The organism is Staphylococcus simulans, assembly GCF_002902285.1.
Classification (GTDB): domain Bacteria; phylum Bacillota; class Bacilli; order Staphylococcales; family Staphylococcaceae; genus Staphylococcus; species Staphylococcus simulans.
In genome coordinates this window covers 160,226-179,100 of record NZ_PPRU01000025.1, presented here as the reverse complement: position 1 = coordinate 179,100, position 18,875 = coordinate 160,226, and the positions used below count along the sequence as shown (strand labels likewise).

Below are 18,875 nucleotides of genomic sequence, written 5' to 3'. Positions count from 1 at the left end.
GTTCCCATGCCGAACACAGAAGTTAAGCTCTTTAGCGCCGATGGTAGTCGGACTTACGTTCCGCAAGAGTAGGACGTTGCCAGGCAATATATATTTGGAGAATTAGCTCAGCTGGGAGAGCATCTGCCTTACAAGCAGAGGGTCGGCGGTTCGAACCCGTCATTCTCCACCATTTAAATAGCCGGCCTAGCTCAACTGGTAGAGCAACTGACTTGTAATCAGTAGGTTGGGGGTTCAAGTCCTCTGGCCGGCACCATCTCAAGAGCCATTAGCTCAGTTGGTAGAGCATCTGACTTTTAATCAGAGGGTCAGAGGTTCGAATCCTCTATGGCTCACCATTTAAACGCGGGTGTGGCGGAATTGGCAGACGCACTAGACTTAGGATCTAGCGCCTTACGGCGTGGGGGTTCGACTCCCTTCACCCGCATATGCAGAAGTAGTTCAGCGGTAGAATACAACCTTGCCAAGGTTGGGGTCGCGGGTTCGAATCCCGTCTTCTGCTCCATTTTTTGCCGGGGTGGCGGAACTGGCAGACGCACAGGACTTAAAATCCTGCGATAAGTGATTATCGTACCGGTTCGATTCCGGTCCTCGGCACCATAATATATATAAAATGCGCCCGTAGCTCAACTGGATAGAGCGTTTGACTACGGATCAAGAGGTTATGGGTTCGACTCCTATCGGGCGCGCTTATTTTCTACGGGAAGTAGCTCAGCTTGGTAGAGCACTTGGTTTGGGACCAAGGGGTCGTAGGTTCGAATCCTGTCTTCCCGATAACCTTAGAAAAAGGATTATTAAATTAATATGGGGGCTTAGCTCAGCTGGGAGAGCGCCTGCTTTGCACGCAGGAGGTCAGCGGTTCGATCCCGCTAGTCTCCACCATATTTAATTACAACATAAACCTATACAATGGCGGTGTAGCTCAGCTGGCTAGAGCGTACGGTTCATACCCGTGAGGTCGGGGGTTCGATCCCCTCCACCGCCACTAATTATTAGTTGTAAAATTATTTAGGACCTTTAGCTCAGTTGGTTAGAGCTAACGGCTCATAACCGTTCGGTCGCAGGTTCGAGTCCTGCAAGGTCCATATAATTTTTTTGGAGGAATACCCAAGTCCGGCTGAAGGGATCGGTCTTGAAAACCGACAGGGGCTTAACGGCTCGCGGGGGTTCGAATCCCTCTTCCTCCGCCATTTATACAATACTATTATCGCGGGATGGAGCAGTTCGGTAGCTCGTCGGGCTCATAACCCGAAGGTCGGTGGTTCAAATCCGCCTCCCGCAATTTTATTATGTAGGTCCCGTAGTGTAGCGGTTAACACGCCTGCCTGTCACGCAGGAGATCGCGGGTTCGATTCCCGTCGGGACCGCCATTCATTAATATAATTATGGTTCAATAGCTCAGTTGGTAGAGCAATGGATTGAAGCTCCATGTGTCGGCAGTTCGACTCTGTCTTGAACCATTTTTTGCCGGCCTAGCTCAATTGGTAGAGCAACTGACTTGTAATCAGTAGGTTGGGGGTTCAAGTCCTCTGGCCGGCACCATCTCAGGAGGGGTAGCGAAGTGGCTAAACGCGGCGGACTGTAAATCCGCTCCTTCGGGTTCGGCAGTTCGAATCTGCCCCCCTCCACCATCTTATTTTAATAGGGGCATAGTTCAACGGTAGAATAGAGGTCTCCAAAACCTTTGATGTGGGTTCGATTCCTACTGCCCCTGCCATGGCGACTGTGGTGAAGTGGTTAACACATCGGATTGTGGTTCCGACATTCGTGGGTTCGATTCCCATCAGTCGCCCTTTATTATTAATGGGCTATAGCCAAGCGGTAAGGCAACGGACTTTGACTCCGTCACTCACTGGTTCGAATCCAGTTAGCCCAGTTACTTTTGGCGGCATAGCCAAGTGGTAAGGCCAAGGTCTGCAAAACCTTTATTCACCGGTTCAAATCCGGTTGCCGCCTCCATGAATTATGCGGGAGTAGTTCAACTTTTAGAACACGTTCCTTCCCGGAACGAGGTATAGGTGCAAATCCTATCTTCCGCTCCATATTTTTTATTTTATGCGGGAATAGTTCAACTCTTAGAACACGTTCCTTCCCGGAACGAGGTATAGGTGTAAATCCTATTTTCCGCTCCATTTTTTATTTTATGCGGGAGTAGTTCAACTCTTAGAACACGTTCCTTCCCGGAACGAGGTATAGGTGCAAATCCTATCTTCCGCTCCATATTTTTTATTCCTGCGGGAGTAGTTCAACTCTTAGAACACGTTCCTTCCCGGAACGAGGTATAGGTGTAAATCCTATCTTCCGCTCCATATTATGCCGGCGTGGCGGAATTGGCAGACGCGCGGGACTCAAAATCCCGTTCCAGCTGATGGAGTGCCGGTTCGATCCCGGCCGCCGGTACTGAAATAGAAACATTTTTAATGTTTTAAGAGTAGAATTCTTGATATATCAAGGTTTCTACTCTTTTTTTATATACTAAGTAACGTTTAAATATATAATTTTGGTCACGTTATGGACACTTATAGTATTGTTAATAGATATTTTGATCATAGTTATTGATTATAAATAACTGGTTATATTTAAAGGCTTTACATTGACTGTTTCAAACTTTTCCTTAAAGCAATGACTATATTGACGTAAAGTAATATCTGTTGATGTATAGTCTGGACTTTTAAGATATTCAAGAATTACCTTGTTTATTCCATTCTAGAAGTGAAGTTGTTTTTAATTATCTGATACAAAAATTTAAAAAGTTATATAGAAAGCGCATTAACTATACTTATTAAATATATGATTTGATATCCATATGTAACTTTATGTTACCTTTGTTCCGTTTTTCGTATTGTTGCTTTGATAGAATTATTATAGAATAAAAGCAATAGTTAAAGAACGGAGGATAAATTTACATCTTATGGCTAAATCAGAGTTAAACACAAAAGTATTTTTTAGTAACATATTGAATGCGGTAGGAGCAGGCGTTGTAGTTGCTTTGTTACCGAACGCATTACTAGGTGAAATCCTTAAGTTTTTCATGAATGGAAATCATTATTTAGAATTAATTTTTCAAATCGTTATAGCAATACAATCTTTTATGGCGTTTATTATAGGTGTCTTAGCGGCACATCAATTTAAATTCAGCGGTCCGTCTGCTGTCATGATGGGGACTTCTGCAATGATAGGTTCTGGTGCAGTACAATTCACTTCGAAAGGCTTAGCTTTAAAAGGTATTGGGGATATTATCAATATCATTATCGTTGTGATGATTGCATGTGTGCTTGTATTGCTTTTAAGTGGTAAATTAGGTTCACTTGAAATGATCATTTTACCTGTAGTGATTCCTGTCGTTTCTGGTTTTATCGGTTTAATGATTTTACCATTTGTATCTCATATCACTAAAGCATTAGGTGCGATGATTCATTCATTTACGGAATTAAATCCATTATTGATGAGTATCTTAATCGCAATGACTTATGCTTTGTTAATGGTTACGCCAATTTCATTGGTAGCGATTGCGACTGCCATTTCGTTATCAGGCTTAGGCAGTGGTGCAGCAAACTTAGGTATCGTTGCAGCATGTGTAACATTCATTTGGGGCTCGTTGCCAGTCAATAAAGCAGGTGTCAATATCGTATTGATCATTGGTGCAGCTAAAATGATGATTCCTGTATATTTCAAACATTTGATTATCGCAGTACCATTAGCTTTAAATGGTTTAGTTGCTGGTCTTGTAGCATACTTTATCGGCATCCAAGGAACACCAATGTCAGCAGGATTTGGCTATACAGGACTTGTAGGCCCGATCAATGCGTTTAACCGAATGGAAGGCGATTCATTTACAAATATTGTATTATTAGCATTCGGTTACTTTATCATCCCATTTGTTTCTGGTTTTATTATCCATCAAGTATGTAAGAGAATTTTACCAGGTTATAACAATGAAATTTATAAATTTGATATACCTAAACAATAAATCTTTGGCCTTGTTCAAATCCGAACAAGGCTATTTTTATGCAGTTTTTTATATGAGTAACTCAAGTTTTCAGAAAATTTAAAAATACCTATTGCATATTGATACAATTATATGTATAATAATTCCATAAGTTAAGGAGGACATCGCTATGATACAACATAAAGCATTAAACATAATTAAAGTATTCATATGTACGGTATTTTTACTCGGCATCATTTTACCGCTATTTAATTTAAAGGCAAATGCTGAGGCACAAGACCCCGTATGGGAAAAGATTAAACAAAGAGGGGAATTAAGAGTAGGACTATCTGCTGACTATGCGCCATATGAATTCGAATCTTCGAAAAATGGAAAACGAGAATATGTCGGCATTGACGTTGAATTAGCTAAGAAAATTGCTGAAGACAATCATCTAAAGCTAAAAATTGAAAACATGTCATTTGATAGTTTACTAGGTGCTTTGAAAACAGGAAAAATCGATATGATTATTTCTGGAATGACACCAACACCAGAACGTAAAAAAGAAGTAGACTTCTCAGATTTTTATATGAAGTCTGGACAATCCATCATTGTTAAAAAAACTGAGATCGATAAATATAAATCATTACGTGATTTTGACAATAAAAGAATCGCAGCACAAAAACAAACGACTCAAGAGCAGTTAGCAAAAACAGAAATCGAAAATGCTGATGTTCACTCATTAACACGTCTACCAGAAGCAATCATGTCTTTAAAAAGCGGCAAAGTAGATGGTGCAATTATTGAAAGACCTGTAGCAGAGGCTTACTTACAACAAAATCCTGAATTAGGATTTGCGAAAGTTAAATTCCATGAACCTGATAAAGATAATTCAATTGCGATACCTAAAAATGCGCCGGTATTACTAGCGCAAGTAAACAAATCAGTTAAAGATGTAAAAGATCAAAACTTGATTCCGAAATATAAAGATATCGCAGCACAATCTATGGAAGAAGAAGGAAACTTCTTTACTAAGTACGGTTCATTCTTTTTAACAGGTATTAAAAATACAATTTTAATTTCTATAGTCGGTGTAGTATTTGGTGCTTTATTTGGCGCATTCTTCGCTTTAATGAAATTAAGTTCAATAAAACCTTTAAAATGGTTAGCTTCTGTATACATTGAATTTATCAGAGGTACACCATTACTTGTACAAGTATTCTTAGTGTTCTTCGGTACAACTGCTGTATTGGGTTGGGATATCTCAGCGCTAATTTGCGGTATGATTGCGATGGTTATCAACTGTGCTGCATATATTGCAGAAATAATTAGAGCGGGTATTAACGCTGTTGATAAAGGCCAAACAGAAGCAGCCAGAAGTTTAGGTTTAAGCTATGGCCAAACAATGAAAACAATTATTTTACCTCAAGCAATTAAAAATATTTTACCAGCATTAGGTAATGAGTTTGTGACAGTTATTAAAGAATCATCTATTGTGTCAGTTATCGGTGTCAGTGAGATTATGTTTAATGCCCAAGTTGTCCAAGGTGCATCTTTTGATCCATTTACGCCATTACTTGTAGCAGCAATTCTTTACTTTGTATTGACCTTTGTATTATCAAGAGTCATGAACTTCTTTGAAGGGAGAATGAAAGTCAGTGATTAATATTAAACATTTAAAGAAAAACTTCGGCAGTAATGAAGTTTTAAAAGACATTGAACTAGAAATTAACGCAGGAGAAGTAGTGGCGATTATAGGACCATCTGGTGGAGGTAAAAGTACTTTATTAAGATGTATTAATCTTTTAGAGCAACCAGATGGCGGAGAAATTAACTTTGAAGGTACTAATATTTTAGGTAAAGATGTGAAAGTAAATGAATTACGCCAAAAAATGGGCATGGTTTTTCAAAACTTCAATTTATTTCCGCATAAAACCGTCTTAGAGAATATCATGTTAGCACCGAAGTTACTAAAACATACAGATTCAACAAGTTTAAAACAAGAAGCACAAGAACTTTTAGATAAAGTAGGTTTATCAGATAAAGGAAATAGTTATCCAGCACAATTATCAGGAGGTCAGAAACAAAGAGTTGCGATTGCTAGAGCGTTGGCAATGCATCCAGATGTATTACTCTTTGATGAACCGACTTCTGCACTTGATCCAGAAGTAGTTGGAGATGTGCTTCAAGTTATGAAAGAACTTGCGAAAGAAGGCATGACTATGGTTGTGGTAACACACGAAATGCAGTTTGCGCGTGATGTCAGTGACAAAGTGGTATTTATGGCAGATGGCATTGTAGCTGAAGCAGGTACGCCTTCACAAATTTTCGGTAATCCGCAAAATGAAAGAACTCAACAATTTTTAAAACGTGTATTATAACGAACAACAAGCAGCCATGATGATGAATATAACGTTATTGTTTAGAGCAATGACCCTTTTAAACTAAAATAGTTATTTCATCATCTTCTTGCTGTGATGCTTAAATATATGCATCACTTTATAAAACATATCATCCAGTAAAAGACACATTTCTATACCTCTATTATAAAGATATTATGTTTACTGATTAACAAAAATCAAAATAGAATATGGCGTTAACTTTTTAAACCAGTTTAAAAGATATGTATAGGTATATGTCATTCAACTAGAGAAAGGGATAAAAGTGATTGATTCATGAAATTCATTGTTATAAAAATCAGTGGTAGTATTATCAATCAATTAGCATCTACGACATTTAAACAAATTGCTGATTTTAGAAGTAACGGACTGTATCCAATTATTGTGCATGATGGCGATCCAAAGGTAAATGAAGCATTAAAAGAAAATGGTATTGAAGCGGAATATATCAATGGCATTAGGAAAATCAATCTTCCAACCTTAAATATTATAGCCAATACTTTATTATGCAAAGTCAATGTTGACGTAGTGGAAGAAGCAAATAAAGTTGCACAAGATTTCATTGGCATTAACGGGGCGTATTTTCCAATATTTGATTGTCGTCCTATTTCTAAAGAACTAGGTTTCGTAGCCGAACCAGAAAATATCAATCGAGAAGTGTTTCAACAACTTTGCACGAATTATATTCCAGTCGTTGCTTCTATCGGTCGCTATCATAATCAATTTTATAGTATTAATGCAGAAACACTTGCTTATAAAATTGCCGCAACATTACAATCACCTTTAATCATTTTAAGTGATATACCAGGTGTACAAAATCAAGGTGAGGTTATTTCTGATATTCAACTTTCTGAATTAGACAAATTAATCAACTCTAAGATGATTAGTGATGATATGATTCCAAAGTTGAAAGACGCATCGAAAGCACTTAGTGCAGGCGTTAAAGAAATCGTGATTGCGCCAGGTTATGAAGAGAATATTATGAGACAGTATTTTGATGGACAACCCGTCGGCACAAAAATTTATTAATAATTATCAACAAGCTGATATCTACAGAAAGGTATCAGCTTTAATTTTTGAAGAAAATTTAACTTGTATCTATGTATTGTGTGTTAAAATACAAAATGGATCATGGATATGGAGGCATTATGGTGGATAATAAACAATTAAAAAAAGATATTATTGAATATGCCCATCAAATCGGGATAGACAGTATCGGTTTTACAACTGCTGATCCATTTGATGAGCTTAAACAAAAGTTAGTGGACTATCATGCCAAAGGATATGCATCTGGTTTTGAGGAATCAGATATTGAATTAAGAGTGAATCCTAAGTTGTCTATGCCGACTGCAAGATCCATTATTGCTATCGCAGTAGGTTACCCAAACAAATTGAAGGGTGCACCGAAAAGTGTTCGAGGCGATCGTAGAGGGATGTTTGCGCGTGCTTCATGGGGACAGGATTATCATACAATCATGCGAAAACGCTTGGATAAATTAGGTGAGTATATCAAGTCACGCGTACCTGATGTAGAAATGTTATCTATGGTAGATACAGGTGTATTATCAGATCGTGCTGTGGCTGAACGTGCCGGATTAGGTTTTACAGGAAGAAATGGCTTTGTTATCAATCCTGACTTAGGGACATGGACCTATTTAGGTGAAATGTTAGTCAGTATTCCATTTGAGCCAGACGACCCATTGCTCGACAGTTGTGGAGACTGTACGATTTGTGTTGACCGTTGTCCAACTGGTGCATTAGTTGGGAACGGACAATTAAACAGTCAGAAATGTATTTCATTCCTGACCCAAACAAAAGGTTATTTACCAGATGAATATCGCTATAAAATCGGCAATCGATTATATGGTTGCGATACGTGTCAGCAAGTGTGTCCTAAAAATAGGGGGATTAACACAGAACACGATGATATCGTTTTAGAACCTGAAATATTAAAACCACGTTTAATTCCTTTACTACAAATGAGTAATAAAGAATTTAAGAATACGTATGGACATTTAGCAGGTGCTTGGAGAGGTAAGAAACCAATTCAACGTAATGCGATTATCGCATTAGCACACTTTAATGAAACAGCTGCATTGCCAGAACTAAAAGAAGTAGCGTTAAATGATCCAAGACCGATGATTCGGGCAACTGCTTACTGGGCAATTGGCCAAATTGCAGGTGAGGATGAACGTGATTTTATCGAAGCACATCTCGCCGATGAATTAGATGAAGTACAAGAAGAAATGTTAAAAGGATTAGAAAAGAGGAATTAAGTAACATGACAAACCATGTCGTATTATATCAACCCCAAATTCCTGCAAATACAGGGAACATAGCTAGAACATGTGCAGGTACAGATGCACATTTACATCTAATTAAACCCCTAGGGTTCAGTACAGATGATAAAATGCTGAAACGTGCCGGCCTAGATTACTGGGTGCATGTGAATATTACTTATTATGAAAGTATTGAAGAGTTTTTTGAGAAAACTGATGGACATTATTATCTCATCACTAAATTCGGTCAAACGACCTTTACTGATTTTGATTATTCAAATTCTGATGAAGATCATTATTTTGTATTTGGGCGTGAAACGACAGGGTTACCAGATTGGGTAAAAGAAAAATATGCTGAAACAGCATTAAGAATTCCGATGAACGATCATATTCGTTCATTAAACCTATCTAATACAGCCGCAATCTTAGTCTATGAAGCATTGAGACAACAAAATTATCCACATTTACATTAATGGATATTTGGGTTTGAGTGAAATCAATTAATGAAACAGGTATAATAGAATTAACTATTACGTGTATCTATTGCGTTTACTTCTTTTAAGAACAGGGTAAATAATGTAGCAATCGAAGTGATATACGAACTGATAACAATTAGAGGAGTGTACATTATGGCAATGAACTTTAAGGTTTTTCCAACTGCAGATAAAGCTGCACGCTATTCTGCAGATCTTATCAGAAAGACATTTAATAATAATCCGACAACAATCATGGGTGTGCATCTAGCAGATGACAACGCGCCTGTTTTAGAAGACTTAAAACAAAACGTGTTGCGTCACCCAGTTGATTTCAGTCAAATCAACATTTTAGATTATGATGACAACAAATCATACTACCAAACACTTGGTGTACCAGATTCACAAGTTTATGAATTATCATATAACGATGGTGTCGTTGATTTTATCGAAGAAAACATTAAGTCTAAAGAAAATAAAGCTAAATTCACATTACAAGTTTTAACTATTAATGATAAAGGCAATCTAGATGTTGCGGTAAAATCAGGTGTAATGCCTGCTCGTGAAGTTATTTTAGTTGTCACTGGTGCTGAAAAAGCTGACTTAGTGAACAAATTATATAACGAAAACGGCAACTCAAGCTATGTACCATCTGATTTAAAAGCACACCGTATGGTGAATGTTATTTTAGATGAAGCAGCAGCAGCTGGTTTACCAGAGGATGTGCGTCAGTACTTCACTGAACGCTTCGCTTAAGCTGAATAATGCATTATCAATAAATCCGAGTTATGTTGATGAATTGAAACATAACTCGGATTTTAATTTGTATTCAGAGTGTATTTCCTTTATTATTTTGTTGAATGAGTAATTTCAGAAAGGAACATTTCCATGCAAAATCTACATAAACATTGGAAACTCTTAATGTTAGCTACTGTAATTTTTGGATTGTTATCTATCAAAGGTTTTCCAATTGCGTTAGGCGCACTATATTTACCAGTACTCTTTCGTGTAGTCAAACTACAAATGAATTTATCTGAAGGATTAGTAAGTCAACGAGATCCGCAAATGTTTATCAAGAGTAACCAAAAAGGTGTCATTATCAGTGTGATTTGTTGTATTGCGATTACATTTATTTTATTTAAGCCTTTAGGTGATTTTTATAACAGTTTAACGGGATTTTTAGGAACATTGATTAACATCAGTCCTATTTTATTAGTAATCAGTATTATTTTATATATTTTAACTGCTGTTGCGGTTATTAAAGCTGTTAAACTTCACTTTAAAAGTGTTGAAACTAAATAATATGTATATATAAGGAGTCTAGCTCACTAGGCTCTTTTTTTAATATGTTTTTAAGTCATAGTCAGACATGAAAGCGTTAACTATATAGAGATTTAATTTAAAAACATTTAATGCTATACTTATGATAAATACCAATCATAAAGGGGAGACAAGTCAAATGTCAGTAAGAATTGAACATGATACATTCGGAGAAATTGAAGTACCTGGTGATAAGTTCTGGGGTGCACAAACTGAAAGAAGTAAACGTAATTTCCCAGTAGGTAAAGAGCGTATGCCGATTGAAGTGGTATACGGCTTTGCACAATTAAAACGTGCAGCAGCATTAGCTAACTTTGAATTAGGTAAATTAAGTGAAGCGAAAAAAGACGCAATTGTCTTTGCGTGCGATCGTGTAATTAAAGGGGAACTCGATGAACACTTCCCACTTGTTGTATGGCAAACAGGAAGCGGAACGCAAAGTAATATGAACGTCAACGAAGTAGTCAGCTATGTAGCTAACGATTACTTGAAAAAACATGGCAGTGAAGAAACAGTACATCCAAATGATGACGTGAATAAATCACAAAGTTCTAATGATACTTTCCCAACTGCAATGCATGTTGCGTTATATCATGAAATTGAAGCAAACCTAGAACCAGCATTAAAACAATTACGTGATACATTTGCGAAAAAAGAAAAAGATTTCCATGACATTATCAAAATTGGTCGTACACATTTACAAGATGCGACACCAATTCGCTTAGGTCAAGAAATCAGTGGTTGGCGTTATATGCTTGATAAATGCGACCAATTATTAGGTGAATCTAAAGCGCATTTATTAAGTTTAGCAATCGGCGGTACTGCAGTAGGTACAGGTATTAACGCACACCCTAAATTCGGTGATATGGTTGCTGCGAATATTAAAGAAAATACAGGCTATCCATTTGTATCTTCTGAAAATAAATTCCATGCATTAACAGCACATGATGAAGTGGTTCAATTGCATGGTTCATTAAAAGCTTTAGCAGCTGATTTAATGAAAATCGCAAATGACATTCGTTGGTTAGCATCTGGTCCAAGAGCTGGATTAGCTGAAATCAGCATTCCTGAGAACGAACCAGGTTCTTCAATCATGCCTGGTAAAGTTAACCCGACACAATGTGAAATGTTAACAATGGTTTCTGTACAAGTAATGGGTAACGATACAGTAGTTGGCATTGCCGCTTCTCAAGGTAACTTTGAACTAAACGTATTCAAACCAGTAATCATGGACAACACATTACAATCTATCTATTTACTCGCAGACGGTATGCGTACATTTGATGAAAACTGTGCGCAAGGTATTGAACCAATCGAAGAAAATATCGATCAGTATCTAAACCGTTCATTAATGTTAGTAACTGCTTTAAACCCACATATCGGTTATGAAAAAGCAGCTAAAATTGCGAAAAACGCACACAAACAAGGTATTACACTAAAACAATCAGCTATTGATTCTGGCTATTTAACAGAAGAACAATTTGATGAGTGGATCAAACCAGAAAACATGGTTGAACCAAAAGAATAATCAATTATCAAAAGATAAATTAAAATTAAGTAAACAAAAATGGAGAGGGCATTTGCCTTCTCCATTATTTTTTGTCATCCAATGAAACAGAAATCTTTTCTTTCGTTAACGGATGTACAAATTCAATTTTATGACTGTGTAAACGTAATTGACGTAATTTAGAATCACCATATAAAGGATCTCCGATAACTGGATGGCCGATTGCGGCTAAATGTACACGGATTTGATGTGTACGTCCTGTGTCCAATTTAATATCCAGTTCACATTCATTTTCTTTTAACATACGTGCATCTAAGATATGAGTGATGGCTTGTTGACCCGTCGGTGAAACACGTCTGCGGTTAGGATGGAACTTGTCTTTACCGATAGGTTTATCGATAGTTTGCGGTTTAAGCGGTAGTAAGCTTCTAACTACTGCTTTATAAATTCGTGATATTTGATTTTCCTCTAACATGCGATCTAGTAATTTTTTCATCAATGGATTTTTCGCCACAATCAGTAAACCGACTGTTTCTTGGTCTAGGCGATGAATAGGTTCTGCATAATCACTATCAAGTGTATATATGACATGATTCATCAATGTATTGCTTTCTTTTAAGTCGTTAGGATGTGTTTTTACCCCTTTAGGCTTTTTGATTATCGCAATGTCTGCGTCTTCATAATAGACATCTGCGTAACGATAACTTGGTAAATAATTACTTGTTTCATCTGGAGTCGGGACAAACACTTGATCTCCTTGTTGCACTTTTGCTGAAAGCTGTGCAGGTTCTTGATTAATGGTAATGGCTTTTGACATATTTAATTGATGCAGTTCTTTCTTCGGTAATTTCACATCTTGGAAAATTTCTCTTAATGTATAGCCGTTATATTGTTCAGGTACTTTAAATTCCATAACTTCCTCCTCGATTATTACTTAATATCATAACATATTCTGCGTTGTGATAGTTGCGTGTGCAAGTGGAATGCTATCGTTATAGAGATTGAATCGGTATAATAAAAATAGATTATAGATAAGAGAGGTGAACACTGTGGTTAAACCGACACGTTTGGCATTATTAAAAGAAATTGCAGAATATCTGAATGAAGAAACAGAAATTTATACTATGATGCATGGCGCATTAAAGCTGCTCATTGAAGGCAGTGCATTTACAACAGGCTGGATTTTCTTCATCAATGAAGCCGGAGAACATGAAATGGCAGCTGATTACCAATTACCACGTTCTTTAACGAAACATGATTGCCAAAGTATGCGAGAAGGCACTTGTTGGTGTGTACAAGCTTATCACAGTGAAAAGTTGATGAAAGCCTCTAATATTATTCATTGTTCAAGAATCAGTGCCGCAAATCAAGAATACGCTGATGAATCTGGAGGCATTACACATCATGCGACAGTTCCGCTACGTTCAGGTAATGAACGATTTGGTTTATTAAATGTAGCTTCTCCTGATACAGTAAAGTATTCAGAAGAAGATTTAGAACTATTAGAATCTGTTGCATTTCAAATCGGTTCTACGATTAAGCGTATTGAATTAACGAATAAAGAGAAAGAAGCGGCACGTTTGAATGAACGAAACCGACTGGCACGTGATTTACATGACTCTGTCAATCAGATGTTATTTTCATTGAAGCTGACTGCACATGCAGCACATGGTATGACAGAAGAACCTGTAGCGAAAAAAGCTTTCGAAACAATTGAGACTACAAGTCAGCAGGCTGTAAATGAAATGAGAGCTTTGATTTGGCAGCTAAAACCAATCGGGTTAGAACATGGTCTAGTGAGTGCATTGAAACAATACAGTCATTTAATTGGCATTCAGCCAGACATAGAAGTAGAAGGCCTTATTGACTTGTCTAGCAGTGTTGAAGAGCATAGTTATCGTATATTGCAAGAAGCGATGAATAATATTAAAAAGCATGCACAAACGAATCATGCACATGTACTCTTGCATCAACATGAAAATAAGTTTGATATGGTAATCTCAGATAAGGGCGCTGGTTTTAATCCTGACTGGATTGACCAAACCTCCCATGGTATTTATAATATGCGTCAACGTATCAAACAAATACAAGGAAAAATGGAGATAAATTCTAAATTGGGACAAGGGACAACAATACGCTTAAGTGTACCATTGACTCAAACAGAGAAGGAGACAAAACATGAATCAAGTCGTTTTGATAGATGATCATTACATTGTACGTCAAGGTTTGGAATTTTTGATTTCAACCATTGATGATTTAGCTGTACAAGGTTCTTTTGCGAACGGCAAGGCATTTATAGCTGAATTAGAACAAAGTGGACAACATCCTGATATTGTACTGCTTGATTTAGTAATGCCTGAGATGAATGGTATTGAAGTGACAGAATATCTTAAATCACATTATCCTGAAATCAAAATATTAGTGTTAACCAGTTATGCGGATGATGAACATGTGATTTCAGCAATTAATAAAGGGGCAGACGGATATGAAATGAAAGATGTCGAGCCTGAGCAACTAATTACATCTATACATAAAGTTTTGCAAGGAGAAAAAATCATACACCCTGAAGTACAAAAAGTGATGGAAGATGTAGCGAAAAAACCGCATCATGTCAATAAACTCTCTAATCGTGAAAAAGACGTCTTAAAAGAAATGGCAAAAGGTAAAACGAACCGCGAAATCGCTGAAGCTTTATATGTCTCTGAAAAAACGATTAAAACACATGTCAGTCACATTTTCTCTAAATTACAAGTCAGTGACCGTACACAAGCTGCTATTTATGCAATGGAAAATAAACTTATCTAATTCAACATTAAACGTATTTGAAAGGTTAGTCTAATAACTTTCATATACGTTTTTTTATTTTGTGAAAAACAGCACAATAAAATGTATATTTACTATTTATGCAAAATTAGACTATAATAGAACTATACAAAGGGGGATGAGACATATGAAGAGTAAAAAGTTAACAATGAACATTGTCATTGCACTTGTAGCAGGGATTATTATCGGATCCATTTGCGACATTTATGCAGACACAAGTTTAGTAAAAGGGGGAGACCAATATTTCTTTAACACAGTAGGTCAAATATTTCTAAACTTAATCTTTATGCTCGTAGTACCAGTCGTATTTGTATCGATTGTATTAGGGGTAGTTGGTGTCGGTGATCCGAAATTATTAGGCGGTATCGGCTTAAAAACACTAGTGTTTTTCTTATGTACGACAGCGATTGCGATTACAATTGCGATTGTATTGGCATTAGTGGTAAAACCAGGTGCAGGCCATTCAGACTTAATGAAAAGTACCGAGGTAGCTTCATATCAAAAAACGTTAGATAAACAAAGTGAAGGGGCAGAAGCACCGGCAAATCAAACTTTTGATCAAACTTTAATCAATCTGTTTCCAAAAAATCCAATTGAATCGATGACTCAAGGTAATATGTTGCAAGTGATTACGTTCTCGATTTTTATTGGAATCGGGATGATGGTATTAGGTGATAAAGCTTTAGTCGTCCGACAGTTTTTTGAACAATTTAACGAGATACTGATGTATATTATTTCAATGATTATGCGTGTGTTTGCGCCGATTGGAACGTTCTGTTTAGTAGCACATGCATTTACAGGAGCTGGACTTGGTGCAATCAAACAACTAGGTTTATACTTCATTGTTGTATTAGCTGCTTTAATTCTACATTTCTTCTTAATTTATGGCGGTACAATCAAATTTATCGCTAAAGACAGCCCAATCAAATTCTTTAAAGGATTTATTCCAGCGATTACGATTGGTTTCGGCGGTTCAAGTTCTAATGCGGCACTGCCAGTTTCAATGGAATGTACCAAGAAAATGGGGGTACGACCAGCTATTGCGTCGTTTGTACAACCGCTTGGTGCAACTATCAATATGGATGGTACGGCAATCATGCAGGGGGTTGCAACCGTCTTTATCGCACAAATTTCAGGTGCGCAACTAACAATCTTACAAATTTTAACAGTGATTGTGATTGCGGTCATTGCAAGTATCGGTACAGCAGGGGTGCCAGGTGTAGGGTTAATTATGTTAGCAATGGTACTTACAGCTGTTGATTTAAATCCTGCCGCAATTGGTATTATTATTGGTATTGACCGACTCTTAGACATGACACGTACAGCTGTAAATATTACAGGGGATGCAGCATGTGCGTTTATGATTTCTAAGCAAGAAGATAGAAAAGCAATCAGTTCATAGTATATGACAGGGGATTGAGATGTTCTAGCAACGTCTCGGTCTTTTTTTTATTTTGTGAAAATATGACTTAACTGTGAAAAGAATATTTCTACTTTAAGGTAAAATTAACTTAAAATGTAAAAATCACTTGAAATATCGCAAATTTTCGCCATAATAGAATAAGGGTATAAAACCACCAGATCAAGCGTAACCAATTCCGTTAAAATGTAAGGAATTGGCAAATATATAACTTATGACGTGTTTGATTATTTAGACAATTTCGGCTTTATCAAAATACGTCATAAAAGCAAAATTCGCTCTTTTAATTTTTCGCATTTTGTATTAAGATGTAATTTGTGTTTCAAGAATTGTGTATTATTGCAATTTCTTGCGTACGGAAAGATTACACAATAGAAAGGTAGAGTAATAATGGACAGACAAAGTTTTACAGATTTAATTCAAACTAAGTTCAAGATGGTGAGAATAGAAGCGGGCTACACTCAAGATACGATGGCTCAAACAATCGGACTATCAAAGAAAACACTCGTACAAATTGAGAAAGAACGCGTTTTACCAAATTGGACTACATGTGTTTCAATTTGCGCTTTATTCAGAGACTCTGATGTCTTAAATAGTACTTTTGGATGTGACCCCCTTGAAATCGTCCAAACAATTTCTAGAAATCACTGTGCATATCCTAAACATGCCACAACAAGTGATATCTACTGGAATACATTAGATTCTAAAAATGGATTTATCCTGCAAAGTAATAAAGTCAGTGAAATCTACCGTGTATTAAATCAAAACAAACAACCTATATTTGGTACTTCTAAATTAAGAGAAGCTGAAACATATTTCGGAAGAATCTCTAAAGATGAATTAGTACATGCTTAATTCAATACGATAAATAAGTGATAACAGAATCTCTAATAGAGGTTGATACACTTTTTATCCCATGTATGACTTTACTTAAAAGATTGATGGCGTTATTCCATCAATCTTTTTTTGCGTTTAGAAACATCTGAATTGTGAATGTAAAGAGATATATTGTAATATTAAACCTACGAGTGATTGAAAAGGAGATAAAAAATTATGCACGCATTTTTCGTCATATTATTTATGATTGTAATTGGCGCAATTATTGGCGGTGTTACGAATATCATTGCGATTAAAATGTTATTCCATCCGCAAAAAGCTTATCATATCGGAAAGTGGCGTATTCCATTTACACCTGGATTAGTACCTAAACGTAGAGAAGAAATCGCGAATAAAATTGGTCGCGTTATTGAAGAACATTTAATTACTGAAGCACTGATTAAAGAAAAAATCAGTTCAGCGAGTGCAAGACAAGCAATTGAAGGATTTATTTCACAGCAAATCAATAAACTAAGCAGTGATCGTGCAACTTTGCAAAACTTTGCGCAATCATTAGATATAGATTTTGAAACAGCAGCGCAGCAAAAGGTTCAGCAACTGATTGAAGATAAGTTGCAACAATACTATCAAGGACATGGTCAATCCGAATTGCGCACTTTAATACCTGAAGCATTGGAAGCGGAGATAGATGAGAAAGTCGAAAGTTTAACACCATTACTGTGTGATCGTGCACGCATCTATTTGTCTTCTCAAAAAGGGGAACAAGATATCTATAATATGTTAGATACTTTCTTTGAGGAGAAAGGTAAAATTGTCGGCTTGCTTGAGATGTTTATGACAAGAGCGAGCATTGCTGAGCGTATTCAAGTGGAATTGATTCGTTTAACAAATCATCCGAAAGCACGTCAAATTGCAGCACAGTTGATTAGAAATGAATACCAAACATTAAAAGGTAAACACTTGAATCAAGTCTTATCACAAGCGCAATTTACAAATATCAAAGATAAAATGACTCCAATTATGATGGCGTATATCGATATCCCTCATAAAGCGAACCAACCAATTTCTGAATTAGCACCTGGCTTAGTACAGTATGCTCAAGCACATGCAGCAAGCTTTATTACCGATTTAATTGTAAATAAAGCAGCGGAGCATATTTCATCAATTATGAAACAAGTCAATTTAAGTGCGATTGTTGAAGAACAAATCAATTCATTCGACTTAGACTATATTGAACGTTTGATTATTGAAATTGCGAATAAGGAATTAAAATTAATCATGATGCTCGGATTCTTACTCGGAGGAATTATTGGTTGTTTCCAAGGTATTATTGCATTATTCGTTTAAAATGAATCGTGTTGGGAATGTGATTAGTGGCAGTTAATAAGAAATTGGGTAAATGTTTCGACACTGTTATATATTTATGTTATGTTTATTGACGACGTAGTAAAACAATAACTTATAGGAGTGAATTTGAAATGGCAGTAGATTTAAAAGAACAAGCACAAAAATTAGAAGAGGCTTTAAGAGAAAGCAATGAGTATCAAGCAATTAAAGATGCTTATGACAAAGTTAAAGCTAACGAAGAATCTAAAAAGTTATTCGATGAGTTCCGTGAAACACAATTGAAATTCCAACAAATGCAAATGCAAGGACAACAAATCGAAGAAGAAGACTTACAAAAAGCTCAAGAGCAAGCACAAGCAATTGAAAAAGACGAAAACATTGCTGAATTAATGCAAGCTGAACAACAAATGAGCCAAGTTTTCCAAGAAATCAACCAAATCATCGTAAAACCTTTAGATGAAGTTTACGCTGAAGGCGAACAATAATAATTAGACATTTTAACTGTCGGGTGACTTCACCCGGCAGTTTTTTCATGTTTTTGT

At 36.5% G+C, this 18,875-nt stretch carries 16 protein-coding genes, 26 tRNA genes and 1 rRNA gene; 42 read left to right on the top strand and 1 reads right to left on the bottom strand.

The genetic code is table 11. The features are described 5' to 3' along the window. The 36 genes from rrf to fumC form a co-directional block, all read left to right on the top strand. Positions 1 to 85 (top strand): 5S ribosomal RNA (rrf, locus tag CD112_RS07085); the annotation flags it as partial. Between the two features lie 11 nt (positions 86 to 96). After that, positions 97 to 172 (top strand) — tRNA-Val (locus CD112_RS07080). Positions 173 to 180: 8 nt separating this feature from the next. Beyond that, a tRNA-Thr gene (locus tag CD112_RS07075) sits at positions 181 to 256 on the top strand. Positions 257 to 262: 6 nt separating this feature from the next. After that, positions 263 to 338, top strand: a tRNA-Lys gene (locus tag CD112_RS07070). A gap of 7 nt (positions 339 to 345) precedes the next feature. Further along, positions 346 to 427: transfer RNA gene (locus CD112_RS07065), tRNA-Leu, on the top strand. A 3-nt stretch (positions 428 to 430) separates the two neighbouring features. Then, a tRNA-Gly gene (locus CD112_RS07060) sits at positions 431 to 505 on the top strand. 6 nt (positions 506 to 511) lie between these two features. Beyond that, a tRNA-Leu gene (locus tag CD112_RS07055) sits at positions 512 to 600 on the top strand. Between the two features lie 15 nt (positions 601 to 615). Then, a tRNA-Arg gene (locus tag CD112_RS07050) sits at positions 616 to 689 on the top strand. 11 nt (positions 690 to 700) lie between these two features. Then, a tRNA-Pro gene (locus CD112_RS07045) sits at positions 701 to 774 on the top strand. Between the two features lie 32 nt (positions 775 to 806). Beyond that, positions 807 to 882, top strand: a tRNA-Ala gene (locus CD112_RS07040). A gap of 29 nt (positions 883 to 911) precedes the next feature. Further along, positions 912 to 985: transfer RNA gene (locus CD112_RS07035), tRNA-Met, on the top strand. A gap of 26 nt (positions 986 to 1,011) precedes the next feature. Further along, positions 1,012 to 1,085, top strand: a tRNA-Ile gene (locus CD112_RS07030). 12 nt (positions 1,086 to 1,097) lie between these two features. Next, positions 1,098 to 1,190, top strand: a tRNA-Ser gene (locus CD112_RS07025). An 18-nt stretch (positions 1,191 to 1,208) separates the two neighbouring features. After that, a tRNA-Met gene (locus CD112_RS07020) sits at positions 1,209 to 1,282 on the top strand. Between the two features lie 12 nt (positions 1,283 to 1,294). Then, positions 1,295 to 1,370: transfer RNA gene (locus CD112_RS07015), tRNA-Asp, on the top strand. 17 nt (positions 1,371 to 1,387) lie between these two features. Continuing rightward, a tRNA-Phe gene (locus CD112_RS07010) sits at positions 1,388 to 1,460 on the top strand. Between the two features lie 6 nt (positions 1,461 to 1,466). Next, positions 1,467 to 1,542, top strand: a tRNA-Thr gene (locus tag CD112_RS07005). 5 nt (positions 1,543 to 1,547) lie between these two features. Continuing rightward, positions 1,548 to 1,631 (top strand) — tRNA-Tyr (locus CD112_RS07000). Positions 1,632 to 1,643: 12 nt separating this feature from the next. After that, positions 1,644 to 1,717, top strand: a tRNA-Trp gene (locus tag CD112_RS06995). Between the two features lie 2 nt (positions 1,718 to 1,719). After that, positions 1,720 to 1,792 (top strand) — tRNA-His (locus CD112_RS06990). Positions 1,793 to 1,804: 12 nt separating this feature from the next. After that, positions 1,805 to 1,876, top strand: a tRNA-Gln gene (locus CD112_RS06985). An 8-nt stretch (positions 1,877 to 1,884) separates the two neighbouring features. Beyond that, positions 1,885 to 1,959: transfer RNA gene (locus tag CD112_RS06980), tRNA-Cys, on the top strand. Positions 1,960 to 1,967: 8 nt separating this feature from the next. After that, positions 1,968 to 2,042, top strand: a tRNA-Gly gene (locus tag CD112_RS06975). A 15-nt stretch (positions 2,043 to 2,057) separates the two neighbouring features. Beyond that, positions 2,058 to 2,132: transfer RNA gene (locus CD112_RS13595), tRNA-Gly, on the top strand. Positions 2,133 to 2,145: 13 nt separating this feature from the next. After that, a tRNA-Gly gene (locus CD112_RS06970) sits at positions 2,146 to 2,220 on the top strand. A 14-nt stretch (positions 2,221 to 2,234) separates the two neighbouring features. Next, positions 2,235 to 2,309 (top strand) — tRNA-Gly (locus CD112_RS13590). A gap of 6 nt (positions 2,310 to 2,315) precedes the next feature. Continuing rightward, a tRNA-Leu gene (locus CD112_RS06965) sits at positions 2,316 to 2,400 on the top strand. A 511-nt stretch (positions 2,401 to 2,911) separates the two neighbouring features. Then, the gene (locus CD112_RS06960; RefSeq protein ID WP_103364071.1) at positions 2,912 to 3,970 is read left to right on the top strand and encodes a PTS sugar transporter subunit IIC; all 1,059 of its coding nucleotides are present in this window, start codon (positions 2,912 to 2,914) and stop codon (positions 3,968 to 3,970) included. 148 nt (positions 3,971 to 4,118) lie between these two features. Continuing rightward, positions 4,119 to 5,594: an ABC transporter substrate-binding protein/permease gene (locus tag CD112_RS06955; RefSeq protein WP_002481301.1), complete on the top strand. Its 1,476-nt coding sequence runs from the start codon at positions 4,119 to 4,121 to the stop codon at positions 5,592 to 5,594. Continuing rightward, positions 5,587 to 6,309, top strand: coding sequence for an amino acid ABC transporter ATP-binding protein (locus tag CD112_RS06950; protein WP_002481300.1), 723 nt, complete (start codon positions 5,587 to 5,589; stop codon positions 6,307 to 6,309). Before CD112_RS06955 ends, CD112_RS06950 begins: the two co-directional genes overlap by 8 nt. A 294-nt stretch (positions 6,310 to 6,603) precedes the next feature. Beyond that, complete coding sequence (argB, locus tag CD112_RS06945) at positions 6,604 to 7,356, top strand: acetylglutamate kinase (RefSeq protein WP_070626417.1); 753 nt, start codon at positions 6,604 to 6,606, stop codon at positions 7,354 to 7,356. A gap of 122 nt (positions 7,357 to 7,478) precedes the next feature. After that, positions 7,479 to 8,603 carry a tRNA epoxyqueuosine(34) reductase QueG gene (queG, locus tag CD112_RS06940; protein WP_060804856.1) on the top strand — a complete coding sequence of 375 codons (1,125 nt, stop codon included), beginning with the start codon at positions 7,479 to 7,481 and terminating at the stop codon, positions 8,601 to 8,603. Between the two features lie 5 nt (positions 8,604 to 8,608). Beyond that, entirely contained in the window at positions 8,609 to 9,079 is a 471-nt protein-coding gene (gene trmL / locus CD112_RS06935; RefSeq protein WP_002481297.1) for a tRNA (uridine(34)/cytosine(34)/5-carboxymethylaminomethyluridine(34)-2'-O)-methyltransferase TrmL, read from the top strand. A 156-nt stretch (positions 9,080 to 9,235) separates the two neighbouring features. Then, entirely contained in the window at positions 9,236 to 9,835 is a 600-nt protein-coding gene (locus CD112_RS06930) for a 6-phosphogluconolactonase (RefSeq protein WP_103364070.1), read from the top strand. 132 nt (positions 9,836 to 9,967) lie between these two features. Further along, positions 9,968 to 10,381: a hypothetical protein gene (locus CD112_RS06925; RefSeq protein ID WP_002481295.1), complete on the top strand. Its 414-nt coding sequence runs from the start codon at positions 9,968 to 9,970 to the stop codon at positions 10,379 to 10,381. 157 nt (positions 10,382 to 10,538) lie between these two features. Then, positions 10,539 to 11,927 (top strand): class II fumarate hydratase, encoded by a 1,389-nt coding sequence (fumC, locus tag CD112_RS06920; protein WP_023016261.1) that lies wholly within the window; start codon positions 10,539 to 10,541, stop codon positions 11,925 to 11,927. 64 nt (positions 11,928 to 11,991) lie between these two features. Here fumC and CD112_RS06915 read toward each other — a convergent pair whose 3' ends face one another. Continuing rightward, positions 11,992 to 12,819: an RluA family pseudouridine synthase gene (locus CD112_RS06915; protein WP_070626420.1), complete on the bottom strand. Its 828-nt coding sequence runs from the start codon at positions 12,817 to 12,819 to the stop codon at positions 11,992 to 11,994. A gap of 136 nt (positions 12,820 to 12,955) precedes the next feature. Between CD112_RS06915 and CD112_RS06910 the strand changes: the two genes are divergently transcribed. The 6 genes from CD112_RS06910 to CD112_RS06885 all read left to right on the top strand — a co-directional run bounded on the left by CD112_RS06910 (position 12,956) and on the right by CD112_RS06885 (position 18,818). Continuing rightward, positions 12,956 to 14,110: a GAF domain-containing sensor histidine kinase gene (locus CD112_RS06910; RefSeq protein WP_002481292.1), complete on the top strand. Its 1,155-nt coding sequence runs from the start codon at positions 12,956 to 12,958 to the stop codon at positions 14,108 to 14,110. Next, on the top strand, positions 14,085 to 14,711 hold the full coding sequence (locus CD112_RS06905; RefSeq protein WP_023016258.1) for a response regulator: 627 nt from the start codon (positions 14,085 to 14,087) through the stop codon (positions 14,709 to 14,711). Before CD112_RS06910 ends, CD112_RS06905 begins: the two co-directional genes overlap by 26 nt. A gap of 145 nt (positions 14,712 to 14,856) precedes the next feature. After that, entirely contained in the window at positions 14,857 to 16,131 is a 1,275-nt protein-coding gene (locus CD112_RS06900; protein WP_070626422.1) for a dicarboxylate/amino acid:cation symporter, read from the top strand. A 408-nt stretch (positions 16,132 to 16,539) separates the two neighbouring features. Beyond that, positions 16,540 to 17,004, top strand: coding sequence for an XRE family transcriptional regulator XdrA (gene xdrA, locus CD112_RS06895; protein WP_002481289.1), 465 nt, complete (start codon positions 16,540 to 16,542; stop codon positions 17,002 to 17,004). 198 nt (positions 17,005 to 17,202) lie between these two features. Beyond that, on the top strand, positions 17,203 to 18,333 hold the full coding sequence (locus CD112_RS06890; RefSeq protein WP_103364069.1) for a DUF445 domain-containing protein: 1,131 nt from the start codon (positions 17,203 to 17,205) through the stop codon (positions 18,331 to 18,333). 131 nt (positions 18,334 to 18,464) lie between these two features. Then, a complete protein-coding gene (locus tag CD112_RS06885; protein ID WP_002481287.1) occupies positions 18,465 to 18,818 on the top strand; it encodes a YlbF/YmcA family competence regulator in 354 nt (117 codons plus the stop codon). The last annotated feature ends 57 nt before the right edge of the window (positions 18,819 to 18,875 follow it).